The organism is uncultured Gemella sp. (genome assembly GCF_963515875.1).
Classification (GTDB): domain Bacteria; phylum Bacillota; class Bacilli; order Staphylococcales; family Gemellaceae; genus Gemella.
In genome coordinates, this window is sequence record NZ_CAUPZX010000008.1 from 1 (window position 1) to 26,860 (window position 26,860).

24 protein-coding genes and 1 riboswitch are annotated in these 26,860 nt (G+C 31.8%); of the genes, 17 read left to right on the forward strand and 7 right to left on the reverse strand.

Annotated elements, in window-relative coordinates:
* Nucleotides 1–142: 142 nt before the first annotated feature.
* The gene (locus tag RWL85_RS02580; RefSeq protein ID WP_314084593.1) at nucleotides 143–577 is read right to left on the reverse strand and encodes a DNA starvation/stationary phase protection protein; all 435 of its coding nucleotides are present in this window, start codon (nucleotides 575–577) and stop codon (nucleotides 143–145) included.
* Nucleotides 578–823: 246 nt separating this feature from the next.
* Between RWL85_RS02580 and yidD the strand changes: the two genes are divergently transcribed.
* On the forward strand, nucleotides 824–1,075 hold the full coding sequence (gene yidD / locus RWL85_RS02585) for a membrane protein insertion efficiency factor YidD (protein WP_314084596.1): 252 nt from the start codon (nucleotides 824–826) through the stop codon (nucleotides 1,073–1,075).
* Between the two features lie 277 nt (nucleotides 1,076–1,352).
* On the opposite strand, the gene RWL85_RS02590 is transcribed toward yidD, so the two are convergent.
* Nucleotides 1,353–1,868: a rhodanese-like domain-containing protein gene (locus RWL85_RS02590; RefSeq protein WP_314084598.1), complete on the reverse strand. Its 516-nt coding sequence runs from the start codon at nucleotides 1,866–1,868 to the stop codon at nucleotides 1,353–1,355.
* A 309-nt stretch (nucleotides 1,869–2,177) separates the two neighbouring features.
* Nucleotides 2,178–3,392, reverse strand: a complete 1,215-nt coding sequence (gene hemH / locus RWL85_RS02595; RefSeq protein WP_314084601.1) for a ferrochelatase — start codon at nucleotides 3,390–3,392, stop codon at nucleotides 2,178–2,180.
* Between the two features lie 326 nt (nucleotides 3,393–3,718).
* On the opposite strand from hemH, the gene RWL85_RS02600 reads away from it, so the two are divergent.
* Both RWL85_RS02600 and RWL85_RS02605 read left to right on the forward strand, forming a co-directional pair.
* Complete coding sequence (locus RWL85_RS02600; protein ID WP_314084604.1) at nucleotides 3,719–4,075, forward strand: DUF1310 family protein; 357 nt, start codon at nucleotides 3,719–3,721, stop codon at nucleotides 4,073–4,075.
* A gap of 112 nt (nucleotides 4,076–4,187) precedes the next feature.
* On the forward strand, nucleotides 4,188–5,417 hold the full coding sequence (locus tag RWL85_RS02605) for an ATP-binding protein (protein WP_314084607.1): 1,230 nt from the start codon (nucleotides 4,188–4,190) through the stop codon (nucleotides 5,415–5,417).
* A gap of 179 nt (nucleotides 5,418–5,596) precedes the next feature.
* Here the strand turns inward: RWL85_RS02605 and RWL85_RS02610 are convergent, their stop codons facing one another.
* The 3 genes from RWL85_RS02610 to RWL85_RS02620 form a co-directional block, all read right to left on the reverse strand.
* Entirely contained in the window at nucleotides 5,597–6,157 is a 561-nt protein-coding gene (locus RWL85_RS02610) for an ECF transporter S component (RefSeq protein ID WP_314084609.1), read from the reverse strand.
* 206 nt (nucleotides 6,158–6,363) lie between these two features.
* Nucleotides 6,364–6,476: riboswitch (FMN riboswitch) on the reverse strand.
* Nucleotides 6,477–6,637: 161 nt separating this feature from the next.
* A complete protein-coding gene (gene glmS / locus RWL85_RS02615) occupies nucleotides 6,638–8,440 on the reverse strand; it encodes a glutamine--fructose-6-phosphate transaminase (isomerizing) (protein ID WP_314084612.1) in 1,803 nt (600 codons plus the stop codon).
* A gap of 1,036 nt (nucleotides 8,441–9,476) precedes the next feature.
* Complete coding sequence (locus tag RWL85_RS02620) at nucleotides 9,477–10,283, reverse strand: DUF6612 family protein (protein WP_314084615.1); 807 nt, start codon at nucleotides 10,281–10,283, stop codon at nucleotides 9,477–9,479.
* Between the two features lie 313 nt (nucleotides 10,284–10,596).
* Here RWL85_RS02620 and RWL85_RS02625 point away from each other — a divergent pair, with 313 nt between their 5' ends.
* From RWL85_RS02625 to RWL85_RS08545, 7 genes are all read left to right on the forward strand, one after another.
* Nucleotides 10,597–10,929 (forward strand): PadR family transcriptional regulator, encoded by a 333-nt coding sequence (locus RWL85_RS02625; protein WP_314084618.1) that lies wholly within the window; start codon nucleotides 10,597–10,599, stop codon nucleotides 10,927–10,929.
* The gene (locus tag RWL85_RS02630; RefSeq protein WP_314084620.1) at nucleotides 10,922–11,437 is read left to right on the forward strand and encodes a DUF2812 domain-containing protein; all 516 of its coding nucleotides are present in this window, start codon (nucleotides 10,922–10,924) and stop codon (nucleotides 11,435–11,437) included. Before RWL85_RS02625 ends, RWL85_RS02630 begins: the two co-directional genes overlap by 8 nt.
* 4 nt (nucleotides 11,438–11,441) lie before the next feature.
* Complete coding sequence (locus RWL85_RS02635; RefSeq protein WP_314084623.1) at nucleotides 11,442–11,984, forward strand: hypothetical protein; 543 nt, start codon at nucleotides 11,442–11,444, stop codon at nucleotides 11,982–11,984.
* A gap of 45 nt (nucleotides 11,985–12,029) precedes the next feature.
* Nucleotides 12,030–12,932 (forward strand): ATP-binding cassette domain-containing protein, encoded by a 903-nt coding sequence (locus RWL85_RS02640; RefSeq protein ID WP_314084625.1) that lies wholly within the window; start codon nucleotides 12,030–12,032, stop codon nucleotides 12,930–12,932.
* Nucleotides 12,933–12,934: 2 nt separating this feature from the next.
* Nucleotides 12,935–14,134 carry an ABC transporter permease gene (locus RWL85_RS02645; RefSeq protein ID WP_299324863.1) on the forward strand — a complete coding sequence of 400 codons (1,200 nt, stop codon included), beginning with the start codon at nucleotides 12,935–12,937 and terminating at the stop codon, nucleotides 14,132–14,134.
* Between the two features lie 120 nt (nucleotides 14,135–14,254).
* Nucleotides 14,255–15,568, forward strand: coding sequence for an amino acid permease (locus RWL85_RS02650; RefSeq protein ID WP_314084629.1), 1,314 nt, complete (start codon nucleotides 14,255–14,257; stop codon nucleotides 15,566–15,568).
* Between the two features lie 308 nt (nucleotides 15,569–15,876).
* Nucleotides 15,877–15,981 (forward strand): putative holin-like toxin, encoded by a 105-nt coding sequence (locus tag RWL85_RS08545; protein ID WP_331271069.1) that lies wholly within the window; start codon nucleotides 15,877–15,879, stop codon nucleotides 15,979–15,981.
* 230 nt (nucleotides 15,982–16,211) lie between these two features.
* Here RWL85_RS08545 and trpB read toward each other — a convergent pair whose 3' ends face one another.
* Nucleotides 16,212–17,420: a tryptophan synthase subunit beta gene (gene trpB / locus RWL85_RS02655; protein WP_314084632.1), complete on the reverse strand. Its 1,209-nt coding sequence runs from the start codon at nucleotides 17,418–17,420 to the stop codon at nucleotides 16,212–16,214.
* A 644-nt stretch (nucleotides 17,421–18,064) separates the two neighbouring features.
* On the opposite strand from trpB, the gene nox reads away from it, so the two are divergent.
* From nox to RWL85_RS02690, 7 genes are all read left to right on the forward strand, one after another.
* Nucleotides 18,065–19,447, forward strand: a complete 1,383-nt coding sequence (gene nox / locus RWL85_RS02660; RefSeq protein ID WP_314084635.1) for a H2O-forming NADH oxidase — start codon at nucleotides 18,065–18,067, stop codon at nucleotides 19,445–19,447.
* Between the two features lie 254 nt (nucleotides 19,448–19,701).
* Nucleotides 19,702–20,517, forward strand: a complete 816-nt coding sequence (locus tag RWL85_RS02665) for an MBL fold metallo-hydrolase (RefSeq protein WP_314084638.1) — start codon at nucleotides 19,702–19,704, stop codon at nucleotides 20,515–20,517.
* Nucleotides 20,518–20,849: 332 nt separating this feature from the next.
* Entirely contained in the window at nucleotides 20,850–21,854 is a 1,005-nt protein-coding gene (locus RWL85_RS02670) for an ABC transporter ATP-binding protein (protein WP_314084641.1), read from the forward strand.
* Nucleotides 21,847–22,779, forward strand: coding sequence for an ATP-binding cassette domain-containing protein (locus RWL85_RS02675; RefSeq protein ID WP_314084643.1), 933 nt, complete (start codon nucleotides 21,847–21,849; stop codon nucleotides 22,777–22,779). Before RWL85_RS02670 ends, RWL85_RS02675 begins: the two co-directional genes overlap by 8 nt.
* On the forward strand, nucleotides 22,779–23,744 hold the full coding sequence (gene opp4B, locus RWL85_RS02680) for an oligopeptide ABC transporter permease (protein WP_314084645.1): 966 nt from the start codon (nucleotides 22,779–22,781) through the stop codon (nucleotides 23,742–23,744). The genes RWL85_RS02675 and opp4B overlap by 1 nt, the downstream gene beginning before the upstream one ends.
* A 14-nt stretch (nucleotides 23,745–23,758) precedes the next feature.
* Nucleotides 23,759–24,664, forward strand: a complete 906-nt coding sequence (locus RWL85_RS02685; protein ID WP_314084647.1) for an ABC transporter permease — start codon at nucleotides 23,759–23,761, stop codon at nucleotides 24,662–24,664.
* Between the two features lie 379 nt (nucleotides 24,665–25,043).
* Nucleotides 25,044–26,846 carry an ABC transporter substrate-binding protein gene (locus RWL85_RS02690; protein ID WP_314084650.1) on the forward strand — a complete coding sequence of 601 codons (1,803 nt, stop codon included), beginning with the start codon at nucleotides 25,044–25,046 and terminating at the stop codon, nucleotides 26,844–26,846.
* The last annotated feature ends 14 nt before the right edge of the window (nucleotides 26,847–26,860 follow it).

The window sequence follows — 26,860 nt, forward strand, 5'->3', positions numbered from 1 at the left end:
AAATCGATTTTGTCGAGTCACCCCCGCACAGTTTATTAGATATCTAAAAAGCTTTATAAAGCGAATTTAGATATCAATAAACCACTGCGTCTATGAGTTTTCATAAACACTTTGTTAAACTTTAGGACTTTTGGGTCAGCCCCTATTCTGCTAAGTAAGCACGTAGCATCCAAGCATTTTTTTCTAATTGAGTTTTTAATCCTAATGCTAAGTCAGAAGTACCTTGATCTCCTTCTTCTTCTGCTACACTCATAAGTTTAGTAAGGTCACCAATTAATAATTCGAAATCGTGGAATACAGCTGCTACCATTTCAGAAGTTGTTTCTTTTTCGGTTGCCTCTTGAATTGTTGCGATTTCTAAAGCTCCTTTTAGAGTAGAAACTGGACGACCACCGATTGCTAATAGTCTTTCAGCAACTTCGTCTAAAGATTCAGTTGTGTGGTTATAGTAGTTTTCAAATACTTCGTGTAGTGTGTAAAAGCTACGTCCAGTTACATACCAGTGGAAGCTGTGTAATTTTGTGTATAATACTGTTAAGTTTGCTACAAGTTTGTTTAATTCTGTTTTACGTGTCATTTAAATTTTCTCCTTTATTTTTTGATTTTATGTCTAAATTATAGCACTGTTATTGCTTGATGTAAAGCTTATAGCTTTTTAATAGTTATTGAGAATTATTCTCTGAAAAGAAGCTTGATTTAATAATGTTTCCTATAGTGAAAAATATAATTGATAATCAATATCTATTGTTAGATAACAAAATAATTGAAATAGTTGAAATATAGTTAACAAGTTGATAAAATTAAAGATGAAAGGAGCGAATTTATGGCGAAATTCTGTATTTCTTTAATAAACTTATATAGACGATATATTTCACGTTATACAAAACCGACGTGTAGATTTTCTCCTACGTGCTCTACATATGCAGTAGAAAGTTATAAACGATTTGGATTTTTTCTTGGAACTTATTTAACTGTAAAGAGACTTTTAAAATGCCATCCTTTTTACAAGGGAGAATATTTTGATAATGTTCCTTTATTTAAACGAGATATATTTAAATTTAAAAATAAAAAATAAAGAGGGAGTGACTCAAAAATCGAGATTTCGTAGAAATGAGATTTTGTCGAGTCAGCTCCTTCTTTATATAGGGCGGAATTGTTTATTTGGATAAAAATTTGGAACCGTTGATTGAGTTTGCTGGATTTTAAAGGGGTTATTCCAACAAAATAACTATTCTAAAATTTTCTAATTATATTATTTGTGAGGTAAATCCTCATTGTTATCCACAAATGTCAATTATATTGCAAGAGTGAGGTAAATCCTCATTATTATCCACAAATGCAAAGTTTTATTGTTATTTATCAATGCTATTTCCAGCATCTAACCATGCGGCAATTCCGCCCGGGAATCTATAGACGTTTTTGTAACCTGCTTCTTTAGCTAGAACAGCTCCGACGTGACTTCTCTCACAAGCGACAAATCCACAGTATATCACAATTTTTTTATCTTTATTATTCCCTAGAGCTTTTAAAAATGCATCTTTTTCTTCTGGTTTCAAATCTTTCATTTCTTTAGGTAAACCAGCGTTAATCGCACCTTTAATTTTTGTGCTTGAAAATCGATCGGCAGGTATAGTGTTAATTAAAATCATATCTTCTTTGTTGTCGATTGATTTTTTCAACTCATCTGCACTAATTAGGTTGTAGTCACCTGTTTTTGTTGCTTTAACAAGTTTGATAGATGCTTTTTCAACTTCATTTTCTTTTCCGTCTTTTGCAGATCGATTTAGCCCATCTCCACTACTACATCCTACAAGAGATGCAGAAAGTAAAATACTTGATAAAATCAAAAGTAGTTTATTATTTTTCATAGGTTTATCCCTCCATTTATTTCACTTTTATTATAACACAAAACAATGGTATTTTAAACTATTTATAAGAAAAAAATTATTTAATTTAAATTATTTAACAAGGATAGATTTCTTTATTTAATTATATGTAAACATAAAATTATGATTTTAAACATAATAAAAATAATAAAAAAATTATAAATTTATAATTATCATAGAAATATAATCATACTAGAGGATTAAGGTTTTTATGTAAAAAATAAACTCTATTGACGAATTCACGGTAATAGAGTTTTAGTATTTATCTTGAAAAAAATTTATTAGATACTACTATTTATTTATTATTTTTTTTATAAACTTGAGAACTTTTAATTTAATAGTAGTATTTTTGTGAGATAGTGTTTTCTTGATTAAACTAGATAACTTAGGTTTATCTCCATTATTTCGATTAGCTAACATTTCTTTAACGAAATCAGGCATTTCAATCTTTTCACCATCTTTTTTATTAGCCAACATTTTTTTAACAAAATCAGGCATTTCGGGTTTATCACCATCTTTTTTGTTTTCTAACATTTTTTTAACGAAATCAGGCATTTCTGCTTTAGATTTATCCATTTCGTTAAATGTTGTTTTCTCAGGATTGTGATAAGTAAAAGAATTATTTTTATTAGCTTCTATGGTTGATACTAAAGCTCCAATTAAACGTGGATCGTCGTTTGGCATAGGAGGGCGGTGGTAAGTAACTCCAAATTTCTCGCAAAGCTCACGACATTCAATATCATTATCAAAAAGTATTTCAATATGTTCGCTGATAAAACTTATAGGTGCAAATATATAGTGATTTGGATGATTTGTTTGTTCTTTTAAATATTCAAGAACATCAGGTTTAATCCAAGGTATACCTATTTCGCTTTCACTTTGCCAAGTATTTGTATAATTATCTTTGTTTAAACCTAGTTTTTCAACAATAAGTTTAGTCATGTCGAAAATCTGGTCAACATATGGATCATTGTATTTTAGTGCAATTTCAGGAACGCTATGAGCAGAAAAAATAACTTTAAAACTGTCGTTTTTTACTTTTTCATCAATAATTTTTTTAATTTCATCAGCCCAGAATTCAATAAGTTTTTCTTCTTTATACCAAGATTTGATTATGTTGAATTTGATTTTATTACTCTTGATGAATTTTTCATATCCCATAATAGAATAGAATGAGTAGTGTGGTTCTAGTATCAAGCATATGCATTCTTCGATACCATCATTTTCCATATTTGAAATTATATCAGGAATATAAGGGTTTGAGAATTTGTTTGCGAAATATACTTGATAGTCATTTTGAACAACTTGTTTTAGAAGCTCAACTTCTTTAAGAGTTATTTCTTGAAGTGGAGAACCTTCGATGCGAAGGTAATTTTCTAGAAGTGTATTAATTTCTTCGTCATCAGGTCTTACACCCCTTCTAATATTAGTGAAAAAGTTAGCTACTCCTTCGAATGAATATTCTTCAGGTGTCCCATATGTCATAACTAAAATAGCTTTTTGCATTTTTTAACCTCTCTGTATAGTGTAGTATATACGATTATATCATCTTTTGTATTAAAACACACGTATTTGAACACTGGAACAGATAACTATTATCGATTACTAATGTTATATAATTAATATTATAGTTTATGTGTTGTTATAGCGTGAAGGATAAGTTGGTAATTAATGTATTATAAATTAATTTTACTATAAATTATGTGAAATTTTTAAAATACTATTGCAAAAACAGTTGAAAAGGTATAATATAAAAGATAACTAAAAAGTTTGCTAATGAGAGAGTTTGAAAGACTCTGATAGAAAAATATAGAATAAGGAGGAAGTATAAATTGAGGAAAAGAATATTAGGAGCGGTAACATTTCTTGCAGCTATAGGTGGTGTTATTTATATGAAAAACAACCCTAAATACAAAGAAATCGTAAGAATCGTAAAAACAGCAGATGCACGAGGTTTTTATGAGAAATTAATTTTAGAAAAGGATAAATTGGCCTTTACTGCAAAGGCAAAAATTAATGATTATAAAATTGATTATGAAAGCATTAGGAATGTGGGAGAGAAAATCTATGCGAGATTAATTGTCAATAATGATGAAAAACTTAATATTGATACAGTGCTTAATGAAAAAGATATTAATATTGAAGAAGTGGCACATTCAGAAAAACTGGATGAATTATTAAAAAAATAGCAGTTAAGGGGGCAGAAAATGATTTTTTTCATTTTTCTGCCCCCTTAACTTGGATTTTTTTGGATAAGTATGTTAAAATTTATTTAGAAAACATTTTATTAGGGGTATTGAAATGGAATTATATAGAAGAGAGTTGTATTTGAAAAGAATAAGAAATTTTTATGATAGTTCAGATATAATAAAAGTAATTACAGGTGTTAGGCGTTGTGGGAAATCTTCTTTGTTAGAGGTTGTCAAATTAGAACTTTTAGAAAGAGGAGTACAAGAAGAAGATATAATTTTTATTGATTTAGATAGTAAGAAGTATAGAAAGGTAAAAGATGCAGATAAATTGGAAGAAGTAATTGATGATTTATCGGTAACTCAAAATTTAAAATATATATTTATAGATGAGATCCAAAATGTTGAAAATTTTGAAGAAATAATTAATGCATATAGAACAGAAGGACACTATTCTATTTTTATTACTGGTTCTAACTCATATTTATTAAGTGGAGAGTTAGTAACTAAGTTAACTGGAAGGTATATAGAGATAGAAATGTTTCCGTTAAATTTTTTTGAATATATGGAGATGAAAAGATTCTATAATAAAGTTGTTAATGATAATTTGCAATATGAGCTGAATAATTATATTCATGATGGAGGTTTTCCAAGAAGTATTTTTATAAATGAGATTGCAGATAAGAGAATGTATGTGTCATCTATTGTTAGAGAAATATTTGAAAAAGATATAAAACAAAGGGTAAAGGTTAGAAATGTTGAGGCTTTTAATGTAGTTAGAGATTTTGTAATAAATAATTATGGAGCAACTTTGAGTGTAGCAAGTATACATAGAGCTTTACAAGGAAATGGATTGATAATAAAGAGAGAAACTATTAGTAGATATATAGATGAATTAGTAAAGTCAAAAATTTTATATCAATGTGATAGGTTTGATATGAAGTCTAAGCGTTCTTTAGCAGGAGAAAAGAAATATTATTTGGCTGATACAGCATTTTATTTCGCTATGAATACGGACAATAGAATTAATTATGGTCCAGTTCTGGAGAATATTGTGTATGTATATGCTAGAAGTAATGGGTATAGTGTTAGTGTTGGAAGAATAGGAAAGTTAGAATGCGATTTCATCTTACGTGATTCAGATATGAATTATTCATATATTCAAGTTGCGTATACTATAAATGAAAGTTTAGAAACGGCAGCTCGAGAATTTAAGCCATTAGAAATGATAAAAGATAATTATCCAAGATATCTAATGACTACCGATTATTTGTTCCAACAAAACAATGGTATAAGACATGTAAATTTATTAGAGTATATAAAAAATAATAATAAGTTTTAAAAATAGCAGTTAAGGGGGCAGAAAATGATTTTTTTCATTTTTCTGCCCCCTTAACTTGGATTTTTTAGAATAAGTATGTTAAGTATTTCCTAGAAAATTTATAAAAAAGGAATCATCCATTACAGTAAGGTGAATGTAATGGATGATTTTTCATGGTTAATTTAATTGGTTTTATAATATTATGCGAAACGGCTTCGAATGCTAGCTGGTATAGATTTATAAACACTTTTAGTAACGAAGAATAAAATAGTTACTAAAACACCTTTTAGTAGGTTGAATGGAACGATACCAACAGCTACAATAGTTTTCACGTTAGTTAAGATATCGGCTAAATTCATAATATATCCGTATGCTGGAAGTAATACGAAATAGTTAAGTAGAGACATGAATAATGTTATAGCTAAAGTCCCTAAAACACCGCCAATAATAGTTTTTGTAGTACCTTTTTTGTAGAATAATACGATAATGCTAATAAAAGTAAATTCTACAACGATATTAGCAATTGAACCGATTGGTTCATGCGACAATAAGGCGAAGTGCAAAAAGTTTTTTAAGAATGACACTAAAAGTGCATCTTTATAACCTAATAACAATAACGCCATGAATAGTGGTATAAACGTGAAATCAAATTTTAGAAATGGTGGCAAGAATGGCACAGCAAAACTAAAAAAAGATAGAAGTAGAGCAATAACTGCAAGCATTCCACTTAAAACAAGCGAATGAACATTTTTTTTGTACATATTAAATCCTCTTTCCTATCTTCATAGGCAAAAAATAACCGCAATATAATTTTAGAAAGGGTGTGATTTAAAACGCATTAGAAATAAAAAACACCACTTTAAAAAAATTAAAGCGGGACTGAAAGGTATGAAAAATAAGCGTTGCACAATACATTGTATGACAAATATACATATGCAGTAAGGTTATATGTGCAAGTTTATTAATTCTATATCTTCTATCATCCAGACTATACTGTCGGTTTTGGAATTTCACCAAATCAGCTTTCGCTCGCGGACTTTAACCGCCGGTCGGGAATTTCACCCTGCCCCGAAGATAAATAATTTATTTATTATAGGTTAATTATAAACTGAAGTAAACTAGTTGTAAAGAGAAAAGTCTTAAAAAATTTTTTTAACATAGATAAAAACGGGAGTGACTCAAAAATCGTTATTTTCAAAATTTATTTATTGATGCTCCCGCTTTAATTATTTATTGTTTTATTATTCTACTGTTACTGATTTAGCTAAGTTACGTGGTTTGTCTACGTCTAATCCTTTAGTGTAGGCTGCATAATATGCGAATAATTGTGTAACTACGATACTTGCGATTGGAGCAAGATCTTCATTTACATTTGGAATTGCGTAGTCGCCTTTGCGGGCTAATTTTTCTAATGTAATGATTAGAGTATTAGCACCGCGGCTAGCCACTTCGCTTACGTTACTACGTGTGTTTAAGTCTAATTTAGCACTTGTGATAAGAGCTACTACCGGTGTTCTTTCTTCGATAAGGGCGATTGTGCCGTGTTTCAATTCTCCTCCGGCAAATCCTTCTGTTTGAATGTAAGAAACCTCTTTAAGTTTTAAAGCTGCTTCACATGCACTGTAGTAGTCGATTCCGCGTCCGATATAGAATGCATTACGCTCTGTGAATAAGTTTTTAGCTAAGTCTTTGATAGTTTTAGTATCATCTAAAATTGATTCTATTGCTGAAGTAATTACTGATAATTCTTTCTCAATATTAAATTTTGGTTGTTTAGCAATTTGTTTTGCAACCTCATATGCTAGTATACTTAATGTTGCGATTTGTGCAGTATATGCCTTAGTAGATGCAACGGCAATTTCAACACCTGCATGAAGTAATAATGTATAATCACATTCACGAGATAGAGTTGAAGCATCAACATTAGTAAGTACTAAGAATTTATAATTCTCATTTACACTGCGTAATTTTGTAAGCACGGCACGAAGGTCGGCTGTTTCTCCTGATTGAGAAAGGAAAATAAACATTGGTTTTTTAGATAATAATGGTACGTTATAAGCAAATTCTGATGCTAAGTGTACTTCTGTAGGGATACCGGCCCATTTTTCAAAATAGTTTCTTCCTACTAAACCTGCATTATAACTAGTACCGCATCCAATAATGTATAATCTATCAGCTTCTTTTACGTTTTTAACAATTTCGTTATTAATATTCACATCATGTCCGTCAAAGTAGTGAGAGATGATATTACGCATTGCTCCTACTTGTTCATGAATTTCTTTAATCATATAGTGTTCGTGGATACCTTTATCGATTTCTCCAGCGTTTAAGTTAGTTGAGAAACTGTCACGTTCTATAGTACTACCTTCTTTATCTTCGATAGTTACGCTATCTTTTTTTACAATAACAAACTCGCCATCATTGATTTCTAAGAAGTTGTTAGTGTATTTAATCATTGCTAAAGCATCACTACCAACATAGTTTTTGTTTTCTTCTCCTAGTCCGATAAGAAGTGGACTTTTATTTTTTGCTACATATAATGTGTCTTTATCTTCTGTGTCGATTAAACAAAGTGCATAAGATCCTTGTAACTTAGATACAGCTTTTTTGAAAGCTTCTTTAGTATCAAGACCACGATTGCTATAAACTTGTACTAACTGAACGATAACTTCGGTATCAGTTTCAGAAACGAGTTTTACACCTTTGAAAAATCTTTCTTTAAGTTCTTGGAAGTTTTCAATAACTCCATTGTGAACTAAAATAAAACGTTTGTTGAAGCTTTGGTGGGGGTGAGAGTTAGTTGTGTTAACTCCACCATGAGTAGCCCAACGTGTATGCCCAATACCTAATTCTAGGTGAAGACCTTCAGGGATTAGGGTTTCTAGGTTTTTAATACGACCTACAGATTTAGTAATGCTAGCCTCCCCGTTAACGACACCAGCAATACCAGCTGAGTCGTATCCGCGATACTCAAGACTGATAAGTCCATCGATTAAAAATTTAACTCCATTTGCTTCTCCAACAAATCCTACAATTCCACACATATAAAAAATTCCTCGCTTTTTTCTTTAATTTATTTTTATAGAAAGTACTATAAAGTTTTATACCTTTGCTCAAATATATTATACTTCTTTAAGTTTATGTAAATCTTGAAAGAAGACATAATGAGCTTATAGAGAGGTGATAATGATTTTGAAGGGCGGGTATTTCACCGTTGTTCCTAAAGATACAAAGGTACACCCCAGCAGTGGCAACTAAAGTTTTTTACGTCATTCTTCCTTAAAAACTAAGTCGGGAGCGACTTAACAGATTTTGTGAAATATTACACTTTTACTTGCCTAACTATTTCGTCGTCTCTTCGTTCCTAGAAATATTAAGATCTACCCCAGCAGTGGCAACTAAAGTTTTTAGCGTCATACTTCCTTAAAAACTAAGTTGCTGTTGCATACGCTGCACCTATGAGTTAATCGTTAGGTTTCTTGAATCCAGAAGATGAAAAGAAACCTTATCGAGTAACTTAGACAACAGCTACTCAAAATATAAGGAATGAAATGACGAAATATTTTGTTAGTAGCCACTGTAAGTATCTTGTCGTCACTGCGTTCCTAAAGATACAAAGGTACACCCCAGCAGTGGCAACTAAAGTTTTTTGCGTCATACTTCCTTAAAAACTAAGTTGCTGTTGCATACGCTATATCTAAATATTTCGTCGTCTCTTCGTTCCTAGAAATATTAAGATCTACCCCATTGTACATTATCTAACGAAACTCTCTGGTTCCGAAAAAGCATCCGCCGAATTTTCGATAACTTTTTTCCTCGTCAACTAAATTCAATTTAACCCTTAGAACTTAGTTCGGGCGCTATAACTATAATGCAAATTTACCTCCTAATTTTTATCGTATATACTATTATACTAAATGAAAAGATTATTGTAAAATCAAAGGATTTCTAATACTGAATGATTAAATTTAAAAAGTTTCTAGTAATAATTTAACTCTAAATTTTATATGTTGAATATAGAGTAAGTTAATATCTCAATAAAAAAACCTACTCACCATATTGGTAAGTAGGTTTAGTCTATTATTGTTGTTTTTGAGTATCAGTTGCTACTTCTTTAGCATTTTTTACTTGATTTGGTAGGCTGATTTCTTTAACACTGTTAACATTTGAGTATTTGATGTTTTGTTTAATTTTCATCGTTGTAGGAGTTGGAGTATTTTTAGTTGCAAGCTCCATAGTAACTTCGTTAGTAACAGGAGCGAAGTCTTTAGTAACAACAAGTTTGATTGAAACATTTTTAAATTCTACGTTATTAAATGCTTCAGCATTAACTTCATTTCCTGAAGATGCGTTAGCTACGGCTACCATAAGTTCTTTAAATTGGTCTCCACTTCCAGTGAATGTTAGTACGTAGTTTCCATTTTCTTCTGTTTTCTTGAAATCTTTGCTGATTTTTTTATAGAAATCTAAAATTTGTTCAGAGTTAGCAATTTTTTTTAGGTTCTCAAATTGAGCCGTAATATTGTTGTTTGCACTTTTTACCCACTCATCTTGTCCTGTTGATTTTGCATAAGCAGTACCGTCTTTAATGTAAAGTTCAAGTGTTTGAGTTTGATCTTGAGCTTTTACTTCTGTAGTAGCTTTCATTGAAAATGGATCGATAATTAGAGAACCCGACACAGTATTTTCGACTGTTTGAGTTTGTTCACCGACTAAGATTTCAGAGCTGTTAGTTGCTACAAAGTCTGTACTTTTTAGATTTTTAGATGCTTCTATTGATTTATTGATAATCTGTTCAGTAGAAGCGCCTGTGCTACAAGCAGCTAAAGTAACTGACAGGATAACTGTTGCAATAATCAATAGATATTTTTTTAATGATTTTGTCATGTGTCTCTCCTTAACTTTAAGTAAAATAGACGAGAATAGTCTATTTCAATAAATTTTAGTTTTATAGGATTATTCTACCATATAATAAAGTATATTACTACACTATAAGCATATTTTTAAAATATCTGTAATAAATAGAATGTGATAAAGAGGATGTTTTTGTTTTTATTTTATGAATCCATAATATTTTTTGAGAAAATCATAAATTATCTATTGACTTATATCAATGATGGATATATAATTATATCAAAGATAGATATATTGATGATTGATATAAATAAAAATTATCTCTAATTAAGTTAGGAGGGATAAAATGGCGAAGTTAAGCCCTTATGAAACGGGCGAATTAACGGATAGTATATTTTTTACACTTCTAGTTTTAACAGAACCTATCCATGGTTATTTAATAATGCAAAAGGTTGCGGAGATTACAGATAATAATATTATTATTGGCCCTGCGACAATGTATACGACTTTAGGTAAGATGGTTTCTGTAGGCTGGATAGAAGATAAAGAAATTGATAATTCCAAAAAAGAATATCATATCACTCCAAAAGGTATGGAAGTTTTGGGGGAAAATTTAAAACTTCGACAGTTTTTACTAGATGTAGCTAAGAAGTTTATAGGTGGTGGAAGTGATGAGTAAATATAAGGTGATACATACATTCGCTTTAACAAATAAAAGACTCATGAGAAAGATAGAAAGATATAGTGGTAGAGGGTGGCACTTTAAAAAGTTTCTGGGATTCTTAATTTTATTAGAAAAAGGAGAAAAAGTAAATTATAAATACGAATTGGTATATGATAAAAAGTTCGATGTTGAACGTGAAGATTTCTACAGATTTAATGGCTGGGAAGTAGTTAGAAATGGTATTTTTTGGCAGATATTACGTGGTGAACCTACGGCAACTACATTATATACAGATAATTTGAGTGAAGAATACATGTGGCTATATAGAATAAGATTTAATGCGAAAATCATGTTAGGATGCTTTCTTATAGCTTTGGTGGCGCACATAATAAATGAATTTTTAATGGCATCTGAAGTAATAGATTTTATTTTAGGAATGTTTTTTGGATTTGGTCTAGGACTAGGTGCTGTAAATATAGCGTTCTTTATAAAATATTTATTTTTGAAGAGAAGAAAGGATTGAATTTATGAAGTATAAATATGTTCCGGTATTTATAAGCTATGATAAAGTAGCGGATAAAATGAATCTCCTTGCTGCTGAGGGATATGAATATGATAAAGAGGCTATAGTGGCAATTAGAATGAAGAAAGTCACAGAGACTAGCGATAAGCAATATAAGTTTATCTTTGATAAACAGTTTACACCAGAGATAGAAGAGTATTATAAAGCGAGTGGTTGGAAGCTTCATAAGTTTCAAGTTTATAATTTGTTTAGGCTAGCTGAAGGAACTTCGAGTTCGTATCCGATATATACTGATACTGAGACGGAATTAGAAATTGCTAAATATAGATTGTTGAGATTTATAGTTTTGTTTATTTTAATAAATATAATAGGGGTGTTGTATTTTACTAATATTAAATGGGTAATTAATAGTGGAATACCTGATATACTAGCCATGTTAATAGGTGGATTAATAGGTGGTATATTTGGTTACTGTATAGGTGGACTTGGAATGTTTTTACCGAAATATTTTAAGTTAACAAAAGAAATAAAAAATAATGAAGAATAAAAAGGGAATTTAACTTTTAAAAAGTTAGAAAGAGAGGTATGGACTATGATTTTAGAATTTAAAAATGTAGAGAAAAGTTTTGGAAATAAGCAGGTTCTTAAAGGGGTTAGCTTCACGGCAAAAAGTGGAGTGGCTAATGGATACCTTGGACGAAATGGTAGTGGTAAAACTACAAGTTTTAGAATACTGTTAGATATATTTAAGCCAGATAAAGGTGAGATTTTATTAGATGGGAAACCTTTAGATCACAGTAAGGTGAAAATTGGGTATTTACCAGAAGAACGTGGGATGTATGATGGTGTTGGACTAGTAGATCAACTTACGTACTTTGGAATGTTAAAAGGTATGAAGAAGAAAGCCGCGCAAACAGAAGCGAAAAAATGGTTAGAGTACTTTGAATTAGAAGATAATAAACAAGCACTAAAAACATTATCTAAAGGTAATGCACAAAAAATTCAAATTATTCAAAGTGTAATGAATGATCCAGATATTCTTGTTTTTGATGAGCCGTTCAGTGGACTAGACCCGGTGAATGTATCGAAGTTAAAAGAAATAATTACAGATTTTATTAAAAAAGATAAACTTGTTATTTTCTCATCTCACCAAATGCCAGTTGTGGAAACATTCTGTGAGGATATTAATATACTAGAAAAAGGGAAAATTACTCTAAGTGGTAATCTAGATTATATTAAAAAACAATTAGGACACGGAAAAATGATCTTGAGTGTTAGTGGTTTTGAGAAAGAGGAACTGCTTGCTAATCTTAGAGCTGTACCACTAGATATTGAGTATTCATTAGTACCAGAGGGAGTGCTTCTTGATTTTAAAGAAGAAGGAGCTAAAAAAGAACTTTTAGCAAGATTAGCTGGAAGTACGTTTAATATAGAAGAATTTAAACTTTATAAACCAACGTTAGAAGAGATTTTCAAAGAACAGGTAGGTAAGTAATTATGAAAAATTTTAGTACAGTATTTAATTTTGAATTAAAACAATTTTTTGCAAAAACATCAACAAAGGTTATTATGGCAGTATATTTCATTATAGCTATAGGTATAACATTCATACCGTCGATTGCGAACAGTAATCTTTTTAAAGGTGATAGTAACGATAATTTCACGCGTAGTGCATATGTTGTAAAAGATGCAAATATTAAATTAGATGATCTAAAAGAAGCTAAAAAATACGATAGTAAAGAGGCTTTAGAAAAAGACATTAAAGCTAAAAAATTAGATGAAGGTATCGTTTTAACTAAAGATAGTTATGAATATTTATCTAGACAATCTATCTTTAGTAAAGATAGCAGTGAATTCAAAGAAGCTTTCGGAAAGAATGTAGAAAAATTAGTCTATAAACAAAATGGTTTAGATTATGATAAAGTAACTAACGTGAAATCACATCTACCTCAACCTGTACCTGTGAACGTAAGTGGAGATTCTGATGCTCAAACTCAAGTAGTAAATGTTGTAGTAGTTTATGCGCTTACATTCATCGTTTATATGACAGTGATTCAATTCGGTAGTGTAGTTGCAACAAATGTTGTTAAAGAAAAAAGTAATAGAGCTATGGAACTATTAGTAGTCACTGTAAATCCTAGAACGTTAATTTTAGGAAAAGTACTAGCTTTATCTGTTGCGGTACTTATTCAAATGGGCTTAATCATAGGTGGTTTATTTGCAGGTCTAAAAATTAATGGTTCTAGATATAGCGATAATATTAAACACATTATAGAAAACATAGACTTGAAAGTCCTTGGTGTAGGATTACTGTTTGCTTTAACTGGCTTTGTAATGTTTATGTTCATGTATGCGGCATTCGCTTCACTAGTTAGTAAGATTGAGGATGTCAACGGAGCGATAACTTTACCGATGTTAACATTTATGGGTGCATTCTTTGCGAATTACTATATTATGGGTTCAAGTGGAGATACTAAAATTGCAGAGATTTTATCATATGTTCCATTCACATCATATTTTGTAATGTTTACGCGTTATGCGATAAGTCACGTTTCTATTCAAGAATTAGGGTTATCTTATGGTATATTAGCTGTAACTACATTACTTGTAGCATTTGCGAGTGTTAAAGTATATAGATTAGCAACATTAAGATATGGTCAAAAATTAAACTTCTTCAAGTTGTTATTTGGTAAATAGGAGAAAATATTGATGAAAAGATTCAAAAAATTCAAATTTTGAGTCTTTTCTTTTTTATTTTTATTGTATAAAAGGTTATAATTAAGTATAAAAAATTATGTGAAATAAGGAGATTATTTAATGAGTGAACTGAAAAGAACGATAGGCTTTATGCCGGCTTTTATGACAGTAATAGGTTCAGTAATAGGAGCAGGTGTGTTTTTTAAAGCTGCTGTTATTTATAAAACTACAGGGACGATGAGTCTAGGATTACTAGCGTGGGTTCTTGCTGGTATTATTACTATCTGTGCCGGTCTTACTGTTGCAGAACTTGCGGCATCTATTCCTGAAGTAGGAGGAATGGTCGTTTGGATAGAGAGAACTTATGGGAAAACTGCAGCATTCTTATTAGGATGGGCTCAGTCGGTGATTTATTTCCCTGCGATGATAGCGGCTCTTGCGGTTATCTTTTCTACACAAGTTTTAAATTTATTAAATTTAGATAAAACGTGGCATCTTCCTATAGCCATTGCTGCTGCAACATCATTAATGTTTTTAAACTTTTTAGGTGGAAAAATTGGAGGAATGATTCAGACGGTAGCTACCATTTGTAAATTAATCCCATTAATAGTAATTATTGCATTTGGATTATTCCAAAGTGATTCACAACCGTTGCAATTATTCCCTGTAGAAGCGGGGAAAGATATTTCATTCGCTAGTGGACTAGGTGGAGCTTTACTTGCTGCGATGTTTGCCTATGAAGGTTGGACGAATGTAGGAAGTATGGCAGGAGAGATGAAAAACCCTAAAAGAGATTTACCAAGAGCAATTTTCTTAGGACTTGCAGTTGTTATGGTTGTATATGTACTTATAAATGTTGCTTACCTTATGACTTTACCATTAGATCATGTTGCAGGTAATCAAACTGTAGCCAGTGAAGTAGCTGCAAAGTTATTCGGTGGTATTGGTGGTAAAATTATCACAATTGGTATACTGATAAGTGTATATGGGGCGATTAACGGATTCTCAATGGCTGGGATTCGAGTACCTTATGCAATGGCAAAGAGTGAACAGATTCCATTTAAAAATGTATGGACGAAGTTAAACAAAGGCGCTGTGCCAGTAAATGCAGGATTATTACTTTTAGTAATAGCATTTTTAATGATGTTAACAAGTAGTTTTGATATGTTAACTGATCTATTAGTATTCGTAATGTGGTTCTTCTACACAGCAACATTCCTTGCTGTAATTATACTACGTAAAAAAGAACCGAAATTAGAAAGACCATATAGAGTGCCTTTATACCCAATAGTTCCTATAATAGCTATTCTTGGTGGAGTTTATACTTTAGTAAGTACTTTAATCTCACAAACATCATTAGCTATGGGAGGAATAGCCTTAACGTTAATAGGATTATTATTCTATACAGAATTACATAAGAAATTCAAAAAATAATAAAAAATAACATCGCATATTAGAAAACCTAGTATGCGATGTTTTGTTGTTATTTGTTTCTATTTTTATGGATTTTTTTAGAATATGTTTAATTTACGAATAAAATTTACTATTATTAACAAGTTGAAAACATTGGTGTATCAATACTTGTAAATAGTTGATTATCTAAATTTAATTTGATATAATCAAAATCGGAGAGAGAAGTTAGGGAGTGTAAAGCTTCCGATATGGATGGTGGCTACTTTTCTATGGAAGGAGATGGTGCTTATGCTCATAAGTAACAAAATCTGGACGAAAGGAGTAGCAAGTTGTCACCTTACGAAATAGTACAAACTATTATTGGTATAAATCTATTGATTGCAACAATAGTTGGAGTGTGCTTAACAGCGTTCAAAAATGACAATAAAAAATAACCATCTTTAACTTTAGCCGGTTAGATGGTTATTAAAACTATCTTATTCGAGCTACCGTCTTTAAAACGGCTCTCTCTTTTATGATTTTATTTTAACATAAATATCTAAGAAGTTCAATGAATAAATAAGGTCATAGTTAAATTTATTGAAATTTGATGAAGTTAGTAATACTACTAAAGTAAATAATATAACATCGCATATTAGAAAACCTAGTATGCGATGTTTTTATCTTATTTATTTCTATTTTCTAAGTAGTCTGCAATTGCGGCTACGTCTTTGTCTCCACGTCCAGATACGTTAACGATAATTACTTTATCTTTATCTAGTTTTGGAGCGCGTTTGATCACTTCTGCAAGAGCGTGTGAGCTTTCGATTGCTGGGATAATTCCTTCTGTTCTAGTTAATAGAAGTAAAGCATCAACAGCTTCATCGTCAGTTGCACTTACGTATTCAGCGCGTTTTGCATCTTTTAGGAATGAGTGTTCAGGTCCAATACCTGGGTAGTCTAATCCTGGAGAGATTGAGTAAACAGGTTTTACTGAACCATCTTCGTTGAATAATGCGTAAGTCTTCATACCGTCAACAACACCAACAGTACCAAGAGTAAGTGTTGCTGCATGGCGATCTGTATCAAGACCACGACCAGCTGCCTCAACTCCTAGTAATGCTACTTCTTCGTGAGGGATGAACTCAGCGAAAGCACCGATTGCATTAGATCCACCGCCTACACAAGCTACTACTAAGTCAGGAAGACGTCCTTCTTTTTCTAGGATTTGACGTTTTGCTTCTTTACTAATAACTTTTTGGAAATCTTTTACGATAGTAGGATATGGGTGAGGACCAACTGCAGATCCTAGTACATAGAAAGTATCGTCGATGTTTTCAATCCATGCTTTGAATGCAGCATCAACAGCTTCTTTAAGAGTTTTTTCTCCTTCTTGAGCTGCGTGAACTTTTGCTCCTAGCATTTCCATTCTAAATACATTTAATCTTTGTCTTTCTACATCAAGAGCTCCCATGTAGATTTCACATTCCATACCGAACTTTGCAGCGGCAGCAGCCGTAGCTACACCGTGTTGACCTGCTCCAGTTTCAGCGATGACTTTCTTTTTACCCATACGTTTTGCAAGTAAAATTTGCCCAATAACATTGTTAAGTTTGTGTGCTCCAAGGTGATTTAAATCTTCACGTTTAAGGTAGATTTTTGCTCCTCCAAGGTGATTTGTTAAACTTTCAGCATAGTATAATGGAGTTTCACGTCCTGAGTAATCTTTTAAGTAGTGAGTATATTCTGCTAAAAATTCTTCATCATCTTTGTATTTATCATAAGCTGCCTCAAGTTCATCAAGAGCTTTTTGTACAACTTCAGGTACGAAGCTTCCTCCAAATTCTCCAAAGTATCCTTTTAAGTTGTTTAAGTTATTTTCTAAGTTTGTCATAATTGTTTATTTCCTTTCGAGTTTTTAATAAGATTTTAAAATAAATACACTTGTGTTACTCTAAAAAGGAAAGACCGTATAGAATAAATCCACACGGCCTTTTTTACGATTTTAAAACGATTTTTCTACAGCCGACATAGACACTTTTTAGAGTACACTAAAGTTGTGTCTACGTCACAAAAACATACACACAACATTATCTACGCCAGTTTTGCCAAGATTTTAAAGTTGTTGTTTGTTTCATTTGTAGTTCCTCCTAATCATTTTTGTTGGTTTTATTATACACACTATTATTCGGAAAATCAATAGTTATTTTAAAAATTTTCGGAAAATTATAAGAAAATTCTTGTTGGATAATGATAATTCTATAATAGGGTGCAGTTTCTTGGATGAAATCTATACTGTTATAACAGATTTTTCATCAAGTATAATACAATATATATTTTCAAAAATACTCATCTAGAAAATAAAGATTTGATTGTTTTTTCTTGTTAGAACAGCGATATTGTAATTTTTATAACAGATTAAATGGGTTAAATTTATTACTATTTAGATGATATATTTATTGATATTTCGTATTTTTTATTGTAAAATATTGATAGTGATAATTATTATCATAGAATAAAGAAAAGAGGTATGAACAAATGAGTAAAATTGTAGTAGTTGGAGTAAACCATGCAGGAACAGCATGTGTTAACAAAATTTTAGCAACGTATGGTGATAAAAATGAAGTGGTAGTTTTTGACCAAAACTCAAATATTTCATTTTTAGGATGCGGAATGGCTCTATGGATTGGAAAGCAAATTTCAGGTCCAGAAGGATTGTTTTATGCTAGTAAAGAATCTTTAGAAGAAGCAGGAGCAAAAGTATATATGAACTCTCCTGTTGAATCTATTGACTATGACAAAAAAGAAGTACACGTACTATTAGATGGGAAAACAAAACACGTTGAAAGTTACGATAAACTAATATTTGCGACTGGATCGACACCTATCTTACCTCCAATTAAAGGAGCAGAAATTGTGCCAGGGAATAGAGAGTTTAAAGCTACATTAGAGAATTTGCAATTTGTTAAGTTATACCAAAACTCTGAAGAGGTAATTAATAAACTTAATGCTGATCCAGATATCAAACGTGTAGCAGTGGTAGGTGCAGGATATATTGGTGTAGAACTTGCAGAAGCATTTGAACGTTTAGGAAAAGAAGTAACTGTAGTAGATATAGTAGATACATGTCTTGCTGGATATTATGATCCTGAGTTTTCAGATTTAATGAAGAAAAATCTAGAAGAACATGGTATTAAATTAGCGTTTGGACAAAAGGTAGAAGCTATTGAAGGTGACGGAAAAGTTGAAAGATTAATTACAGATAAAGAAACATTCGATGTAGATATGGTTGTATTAGCTGTAGGTTTCCGTCCAAATACTGCACTAGGTGATGGGAAAATTGAATTATTCCGTAATGGTGCATTCTTAGTTAATAAAAAACAAGAAACAAGCATAAAAGACGTGTACGCTATTGGAGATTGTGCAACTGTATATGATAACGCAGTTGGAGATACTAACTACATTGCCTTAGCATCTAACGCAGTTCGTACTGGATTAGTTGCAGCTCTAAATGCTGGAGGTGATGGAGATGTAGTTGAATCAGCAGGTGTTCAAGGTTCAAATGGTATTTGTATCTATGATCTGAAAATGGTATCTACTGGTTTAACATTAGAAAAGGCAAAACGATTTGGTTATAATGCAGCTGTAACAGAATACACAGACTTACAAAAACCAGAATTTATTGAACATGATAACCATGAAGTAAAAATCAAAATAGTATACGATAAAGATAGTCGTGTAATTTTAGGAGCACAAATTGCATCTAAAGAAGATATTTCAATGGGAATTCACTTATTCTCATTAGCTATCCAAGAGAAAGTAACTATCGAAAAGCTTGCTCTTACAGATATTTTCTTCTTGCCACACTTTAACAAGCCATATAACTACATTACTATGGCAGCTTTATCAGCAAAAGAATAATAGATAAAAATTTTTAAAAATAGTACTGTTTAAGAATACTAAATTACAAAAAAATTTATATAGAAATTTATAGATACAATGGTTTATTAATATCTTGACTCGCTTTTTAGATATCTAATAAACGGAGTGGGGGTGACTCGACAAAATTGATTTCTACGAAATCATGATTTTTGAGTCATTCCCATTTTTATCTTAAAAATTTTTTGAAAAAGTGATATAATATAGCAGTACATAGTTCGATGTGGAGGTGCAATTTGAAATTATCGGTATTAGCCAGCAGTAGTAGTGGAAATAGTATCTATATAGAGCATAATGATTTTAAATGCTTAGTAGATGCTGGTCTAACTGGGAAAAAAGTAATAGAGAACTTAGCTCAGATTGAGCGAGATATTAAAGACATTAACGCAATTTTTGTAACTCATGAGCACATAGATCATATTAAAGGAGTAGGAGTTTTAGCTAGAAAATATAATATACCTGTGTATGCTAATAAGCTTACTTGGCAAAATATGACGAAATGTGGTGAAATTAGCTCGGATCTTAAGTATCATTTTGAAAAAGAGGAAAGTAAAATTTTTGGTGATGTAGTTGTTAATAGTTTTGGTGTCAGTCATGATGCAATTAATCCGCAATTTTACACTTTCGAATGTGAAGGGAAAAGAGTAAGTATCCTTACAGATACGGGATATGTATCTGATAAGATGATAGATTATGTGAAGGACTCTCATACGATTGTTTATGAGAGTAATCATGAGGAAAATGTTCTGCTAAGTGGACCGTATCCATGGTCAACTAAACAACGTATACTATCAGATATGGGGCACTTGTCGAATACGGACTCTGCGAATTATTTAACGAAAATAGTAGGAGATAATACAAAAAATGTCTTCTTAGCTCACTTAAGTGAACAAAATAATACTAAAGAACTTGCCCGCATGGCAGCGGATATGACGCTTAAACACAAGGATATAGATTGTGTTTTAGAGGCGGATAAGACTATAGATTGTAATAATAAAATAGTTATAATGGACACTGATCCAGTGATCCCAACAAAAATTATAGAAATTTAGAAGAATATCGATGTGCAGGATAACGTGTATGTCGATATTCTCTAGTATAGCTAGCGATTAATTTGTAGATGTTTTGAATATTAATGGTATGTTTTATATACGAGGATGAAGGCATCCTCTGTAAATAGTCAGAAAATTCTAGTTTTTTTACTATGAATTTTTTCTTTTTTATTGCTTTTTTTCGAAAAATTTTATAATATAGTATTATGCATTTTTTAAAAATTATTAGCTTTTAAAAAAGTTATAATTTATAGAACAATATTAAACACAAGAAATTAAATTTTGAATTTGTATTTATTTTTATATGAAAGTTATTGGAAGGAGATAGGTGAATGGAAAAACTATTAGAGATTAAAAATCTAGAGACAGCATTTAGAATTAAAGATGATTACTTTAATGCTGTTGATAAAGTTAGTTTGGACCTATATAGAAACGAAGTATTAGCCATCGTTGGTGAGAGTGGTTGTGGTAAGTCTACGTTAGCAACTACTATTATGCGTCTTCATAATGAGAATTTAACGAAATCTACGGGAGAGATTATCTTCAATGGAAAGAATTTGTTAGACCTAACAGAAGATGAAATGAATAAAATTAGAACAAAAGATATTGGAATGATTTTCCAAGATCCTCTTTCTTCATTAAATCCATTACACAGAATTGGAAAACAAATTGAAGAAGCATTAATTTATCACACGGAGTTAAGTGCGGAAGAAAGACAAAAACGTGTTATCGAATTATTAACACAGGTTGGTATTCCAAACCCAGAGCGTTGTGCAAAACAGTATCCACATGAATTATCAGGTGGTATGCGTCAACGTGTAATGATAGCTATGGCGATGAGCTGTAAACCAAGTGTTCTTATCGCAGATGAGCCAACGACAGCACTAGATGTTACTATTCAAGCACAAATCTTAGACCTTGTTAAAGGGCTTCAGGATGAAATGCACGCAGGAATTATTTTAATTACTCACGATCTTGGGGTTGTTGCTGAAATGGCTGATAGAGTAGCTGTATTATATGCAGGAGAAGTAGTAGAAATTGGAACTGCTGAACAAATATTTAAAAATCCAAAACACCCATATACTCGTAGTTTATTACGTAGTATTCCTCAAATTGATGATGAGGAAGTAGGAGACGAACTTTATGTTATTCAAGGTATGGTGCCTTCTTTAAAAACTCTAGATAGACAAGGATGCCGTTTTGCTAATCGTATTCCTTGGGTGAAAGAAGAAGAACACGAACACAATCCAACGCTACATGAAGTAGAAGAAGGACATCATGTACGTTGCACATGTTATAAAAACTTTGAATTTGAAAGGGAGGAAAACAATGCTTAAAGTTGAAAATCTAAAAGTACATTATCCTATTCGTGGTGGATTTTTCAATACGATTAAAGATCATGTTTATGCAGTAGATGGTGTTGATCTTGAGATAGAGGCTGGAAAAACTTATGGACTAATTGGAGAAAGTGGTAGTGGAAAGACTACAGTTGGTAAAGTGGTTCTAGGTTTAGAAAAAGCAACAGATGGACAAATTATTTATAAAAATGAAGATGTTACTAAAAAAGCATCTCGTAGTAAAATTAAATATAATCGCGATGTTCAAATGATTTTCCAAGATGCAATGTCTAGTTTAAATCCTAAGAAACGTATTATAGATATTATTGCAGAACCAATTAATAACTTTGATAACTTATCTGAAGAAGAAACTAAAAATAGAGTCTTAGAACTTCTTAATATAGTTGGTATGGGAGAAGAGGCACTGTACAAATATCCATTTGAATTTTCAGGTGGACAACGTCAACGTATAGGGGTTGCTCGTGCAATTGCATGTAATCCTCGTTTAATAGTAGCCGATGAACCGGTATCTGCACTTGACCTTTCAGTTCAAGCACAGGTATTAAACTTTATGAAAAAAATTCAAAGAGACTTTAATATAAGTTATCTATTTATTTCTCACGACCTAGGTGTTGTTAAACATATGTGTGATTATATTTATATCATGTACCGTGGTCGTATAGTAGAACGTGGAACTCGTGAGGACATTTATAATAATCCACAACATATTTACACAAAACGTCTTATTGCGGCTATCCCAAGTACAAACTTAGATAAAGCTAAAGAAGTAAAAGAAATTAGACAAGCTGTTGAAGAAGAATATCAAAAACATTATAATGATTATTTCGACAAAGATGGAAGAGTATATCCACTTAAAAAATTAACAGATACACACTATGTAGCGATGAAAGGAGGAGAAGTGTAATGTGGAAAGTAGTTTTAAAACGTGTTTTAGTAATGATACCACAATTATTCATCCTTAGTATATTAGTGTTTGGGCTTGCTAAGCTTATGCCTGGGGATCCATTTAGTGGTCTTGCAGAAAATCCAAAGATCTCTCAAGAACAAATTGAAGCTATTCGACAAGCTAGTGGATTCTATGAGCCTTGGTATCAACAATACCTAACTTGGCTAAAAAACTTCATGCATGGAGATTTTGGACTAAGTTATACTACTGGTAAATCGGTTGGTACACTTTTAGGAGAAAGAATTTTCAATACATTTAACCTGTCTTTATTTACGGCATTATTAATGTATTCAATCGCTATTCCTATGGGGATGTATGCAGGGCGTTATAACGGTTCTAAATTCGATAAATTCGTAAACTTTTATAACTTCTTCTTCCTAGCGATACCATCATTCGTATTATATTTATTTATGATTGCGTTATTCGGTTTTGGATTAGGATGGTTCCCAACAAGTGGATCTGTAGATGTTAACCTTGATCCAGGGACATTCTCATACTATATCAATAAACTGCAACACTTAGTTTTACCGGGTATCTGTTTAGCATTATTATCAACAGTATCAACTGTTCAATATTTACGTAATGAAGTTATTGATGCAAAACAAAGTGATTATGTAAAAACAGCTCGTTCTAAAGGTGTGCCAGTTAAAAAAGTTTACTCTGGACATATCTTCAGAAACTCTATTTTACCAATTGCAGCATTCTTCGGATTTTCTATTACTGGATTATTTAGTGGTGGTATCTTCGTAGAAACAATTTTTGGTTACCCTGGAATGGGACAATTGTTCTATCAAAGTATTCAAGATAGAGATTATAGTGTTGTAACAACATTAATGTTATTCTCTGGATTCTTAACACTACTTGGTAGTACTTTAAGTGATATTATCATGGCAATTGTTGACCCACGTATTAAATTAGACTAGGAGGAAGTTGAATAATGACAAAAGCAAAAGAAGAAAAAGTTATAACTAAGACTCCTTCTGGGTTTTCAGTTGTAGCTCGTGAGTTTAAAAAAGACAAAGGTGCCTTTGCAGCATTAGTTACGTTAAGTGCTATTTTAGTATTCGTAGTACTTTTCAATATTTACATTCGTGTAAGTGGAGTATACAGTACTTATTTTGATGTAGATTTATTAAATATTTTCTTAAAACCTGGTGAGGATGGATTCTTATTAGGTACAGACGTAGGAGGACATTCAGTATTTGGATGGCTTATGATGGGTATGCTTAACTCGATTCTTATCGCAGTAGCGGTAACAGTATTAACTATCGGATTTGGTACTGCTGTAGGTTTAGTTATTGCGTACTACGGAGGAAGTGTTGATAATGTAGTAATGCGTTTTGTAGACTTTATGGTAATTATTCCAACACTTATGGTAATCATCGTATTCGTAAGTATCAAACGTGATTACGGTCTAGTACTATTTATCTTGATTTTATCAGCATTCGCATGGATGAGCTCAACTCGTTTAGTACGTAGTAAGGCTTTATCAGAATCACGTCGTGATTATGTATTAGCTTCAAAAACTATGGGAACACCTGATTGGAAAATCATGTTACAAGGAATCTTACCAAATATTAGTTCTATCATTATCGTAGAAGCTACATTATCATTAGCAGCTAATATGGGTATTGAGGTAGGTTTAACATATCTTGGATTCGGTCTTCCGGCAGGGACACCAAGTATTGGTACTATGTTATCTTACGCAAAAGATGCAGACGTACTTATTAACAAAATGTATATTTGGTTACCAGCAGCCCTTTCTATCTTAATTATAGTTTTATGTATTAACTCTATCGGTGGTGCATTGAGACGTAGTTTAGATGCTAGACAAAGATTATAATATTAAAAAGTCATGTAGAATTTTCTACATGGCTTCTTTATTTACTTTATAATACGGAGTAGCTATGATTTTGTAATAACTGTTTTAAGGTAATTGTTACAGTAGTATGTCCAAAAGAGTGTTAGTACTTAATAAAAGTTTGTATTCTAAACCTAAGAAGATACAATAGAGGATATATGTTGAAGTATGGTAGTAATGCTGAAAATAATAATTATTTCTAGTGATTAAAAGGTATCAATTTTTAAAAAATCTAATAAGTAAAAAAATACTGTAAAATTTTCTGACAATTACTTGACTTAAATATTTTTTTTTGATATAATTGCTAAAAAAAATAATATTTAAGAAAGGCTGTATTTAATACAGCATGGAGGATAAGATAATGGAAAAGAAAAAAATGTTAAAGGTAGTTAGTTCAGCTATGGCTCTCACAATGTTACTTGCAGGATGCTCAAGCGCAAGTAACACAAATAAAGGAACAAAAGCTGCTGTAGAATTCAAGACAGCTGTAGACAATGGTGGGAATGCACTTAGTGGTCAACAATTAAGAATCGGTATCGCTTCTGCAGATCCATTAACGGGGATGTTTAACCCAGTGTTCGCTTTACAGGCAACAGATAATGATGTAATGAAGTATACAATGAATGGGGCTTTCCCACTTGATGATGCAAACCGCCTAAAACAAGATGATAAAGAAGCACCGGTCATGTTCCACGTAGATCGTGAGAAAAAGGAAGTTACATTAACTATTCACAAAGATCTTAAATGGAGCAATGGAGAAGATGTTAAGGCAGATGATATCGTTGCAACATATGAGTTAATGGGGAATCCTAAATATACTGAAAACGTTCGTTACAGTGATGAATACGAAGTAATTGAAGGTATGAAGGACTATCACGATGGAAAAGCAAAAAATATCTCTGGTGTAGTTAAAAAAGATGACAAGACTGTAGTACTTAAGTATACAGAAATCAAACCAGCATTATTATGGGGTAATGGATTCATTGGAGAATTCTTAAACAAAGCCCAAGTAGATGCTGCATCAAAAGACTTCACTAAATTTGCTGAAGCAGACTTAAATAAAAAACCATTATCTTATGGACCATATTACTTAGACAAAGTAGTAAACGGGGAAAGTGTATTAGCGAAAGCTAACCCTCATTTCTACAAAAAAGCTGATGTAAAAATTCCAGAAATTCAGTTCAAAGTTGTATCGCCGGCTCAAGCAAGTGCAGTTCTTAAAAACGGCGATGTAGACTTAATGGACCGTTTAACTACAGGTATCTGGGATGCTACTAAAGATGCGAAAAACGGAGCAATCTTAGGAGAATCTGACAGCTATATTTCATATGTAGGATTCAAACTAGGTAAGTTCAACAAAGAAAAAGGTGAAGTAGAAGTAAATCCAAATGCAAAAGCTGCAGATAAACGTGTACGTCAAGCATTCGGTTATGCGGTAGATTGGGATCAAATCAACGAAAAAGTTTACAAAGGATTACGTTTCACACCAACTGGTTCTGGATTCTATCCACCAAGTGTTAAAATGTTCTACAATCCTGAAGGTGAAAAATATGCTAAGAATGTAGAAAAAGCGAAAAAACTTCTTGATGAAGCTGGTCTTAAAGATAAAGATGGAGACGGTTTAAGAGAAGATAAAAATGGTAACAAACTTACATTTAACTTTGCTATCCGTAATACAGGACAAGACTTCGACCAAACATTAGCAGATACATTCATTAAATCTTGGAAAGAAGTAGGATTAGATGTTAAACTTGTAGATGGTAAACTTATGGCACCTAAAGATTGGTCACAACGTGTTCAAGGTGATGATCCAGCGATCGATATCTTCCAAGGAGCTTGGGGATTAGGAAGTGATCCAAACCCAGGTGGATTAGTAAGTAAAACAACACCACTTAATTATCAACGCCACACAACTGAAGAATTAGATAAGTCATTAACTGCAATGGGAAGTAGCGACATGTTTGATGATGCTAAACTTAAAGAAGCATATCAAAAATTCGATAAACAATTCAGAGAAGAAGCTGCATGGTTACCATTCAGCTGGCAACAATCTATGACATGGGTTAACAAACGTGTTAAAACATTCGATTTAGCGAAACTAAAAACTGGTGAACAAACAATCTATAAATTAGAATTAACTGCAGATGCACCAGCGAAAAACTAATCTAGTTTAGGTAT

Coding starts and splice junctions, on each gene's coding strand:
- RWL85_RS02580 (WP_314084593.1), bottom strand. CDS start 577: ATGACACGTAAAACAGAATTAAACAAACTTGTAGCAAACTTAACAGTA.
- yidD (WP_314084596.1), top strand. CDS start 824: ATGGCGAAATTCTGTATTTCTTTAATAAACTTATATAGACGATATATT.
- RWL85_RS02590 (WP_314084598.1), bottom strand. CDS start 1,868: ATGAAAAATAATAAACTACTTTTGATTTTATCAAGTATTTTACTTTCT.
- hemH (WP_314084601.1), bottom strand. CDS start 3,392: ATGCAAAAAGCTATTTTAGTTATGACATATGGGACACCTGAAGAATAT.
- RWL85_RS02605 (WP_314084607.1), top strand. CDS start 4,188: ATGGAATTATATAGAAGAGAGTTGTATTTGAAAAGAATAAGAAATTTT.
- RWL85_RS02610 (WP_314084609.1), bottom strand. CDS start 6,157: ATGTACAAAAAAAATGTTCATTCGCTTGTTTTAAGTGGAATGCTTGCA.
- glmS (WP_314084612.1), bottom strand. CDS start 8,440: ATGTGTGGAATTGTAGGATTTGTTGGAGAAGCAAATGGAGTTAAATTT.
- RWL85_RS02620 (WP_314084615.1), bottom strand. CDS start 10,283: ATGACAAAATCATTAAAAAAATATCTATTGATTATTGCAACAGTTATC.
- RWL85_RS02625 (WP_314084618.1), top strand. CDS start 10,597: ATGGCGAAGTTAAGCCCTTATGAAACGGGCGAATTAACGGATAGTATA.
- RWL85_RS02630 (WP_314084620.1), top strand. CDS start 10,922: ATGAGTAAATATAAGGTGATACATACATTCGCTTTAACAAATAAAAGA.
- RWL85_RS02635 (WP_314084623.1), top strand. CDS start 11,442: ATGAAGTATAAATATGTTCCGGTATTTATAAGCTATGATAAAGTAGCG.
- RWL85_RS02640 (WP_314084625.1), top strand. CDS start 12,030: ATGATTTTAGAATTTAAAAATGTAGAGAAAAGTTTTGGAAATAAGCAG.
- RWL85_RS02645 (WP_299324863.1), top strand. CDS start 12,935: ATGAAAAATTTTAGTACAGTATTTAATTTTGAATTAAAACAATTTTTT.
- RWL85_RS02650 (WP_314084629.1), top strand. CDS start 14,255: ATGAGTGAACTGAAAAGAACGATAGGCTTTATGCCGGCTTTTATGACA.
- trpB (WP_314084632.1), bottom strand. CDS start 17,420: ATGACAAACTTAGAAAATAACTTAAACAACTTAAAAGGATACTTTGGA.
- nox (WP_314084635.1), top strand. CDS start 18,065: ATGAGTAAAATTGTAGTAGTTGGAGTAAACCATGCAGGAACAGCATGT.
- RWL85_RS02670 (WP_314084641.1), top strand. CDS start 20,850: ATGGAAAAACTATTAGAGATTAAAAATCTAGAGACAGCATTTAGAATT.
- RWL85_RS02675 (WP_314084643.1), top strand. CDS start 21,847: ATGCTTAAAGTTGAAAATCTAAAAGTACATTATCCTATTCGTGGTGGA.
- opp4B (WP_314084645.1), top strand. CDS start 22,779: ATGTGGAAAGTAGTTTTAAAACGTGTTTTAGTAATGATACCACAATTA.
- RWL85_RS02685 (WP_314084647.1), top strand. CDS start 23,759: ATGACAAAAGCAAAAGAAGAAAAAGTTATAACTAAGACTCCTTCTGGG.
- RWL85_RS02690 (WP_314084650.1), top strand. CDS start 25,044: ATGGAAAAGAAAAAAATGTTAAAGGTAGTTAGTTCAGCTATGGCTCTC.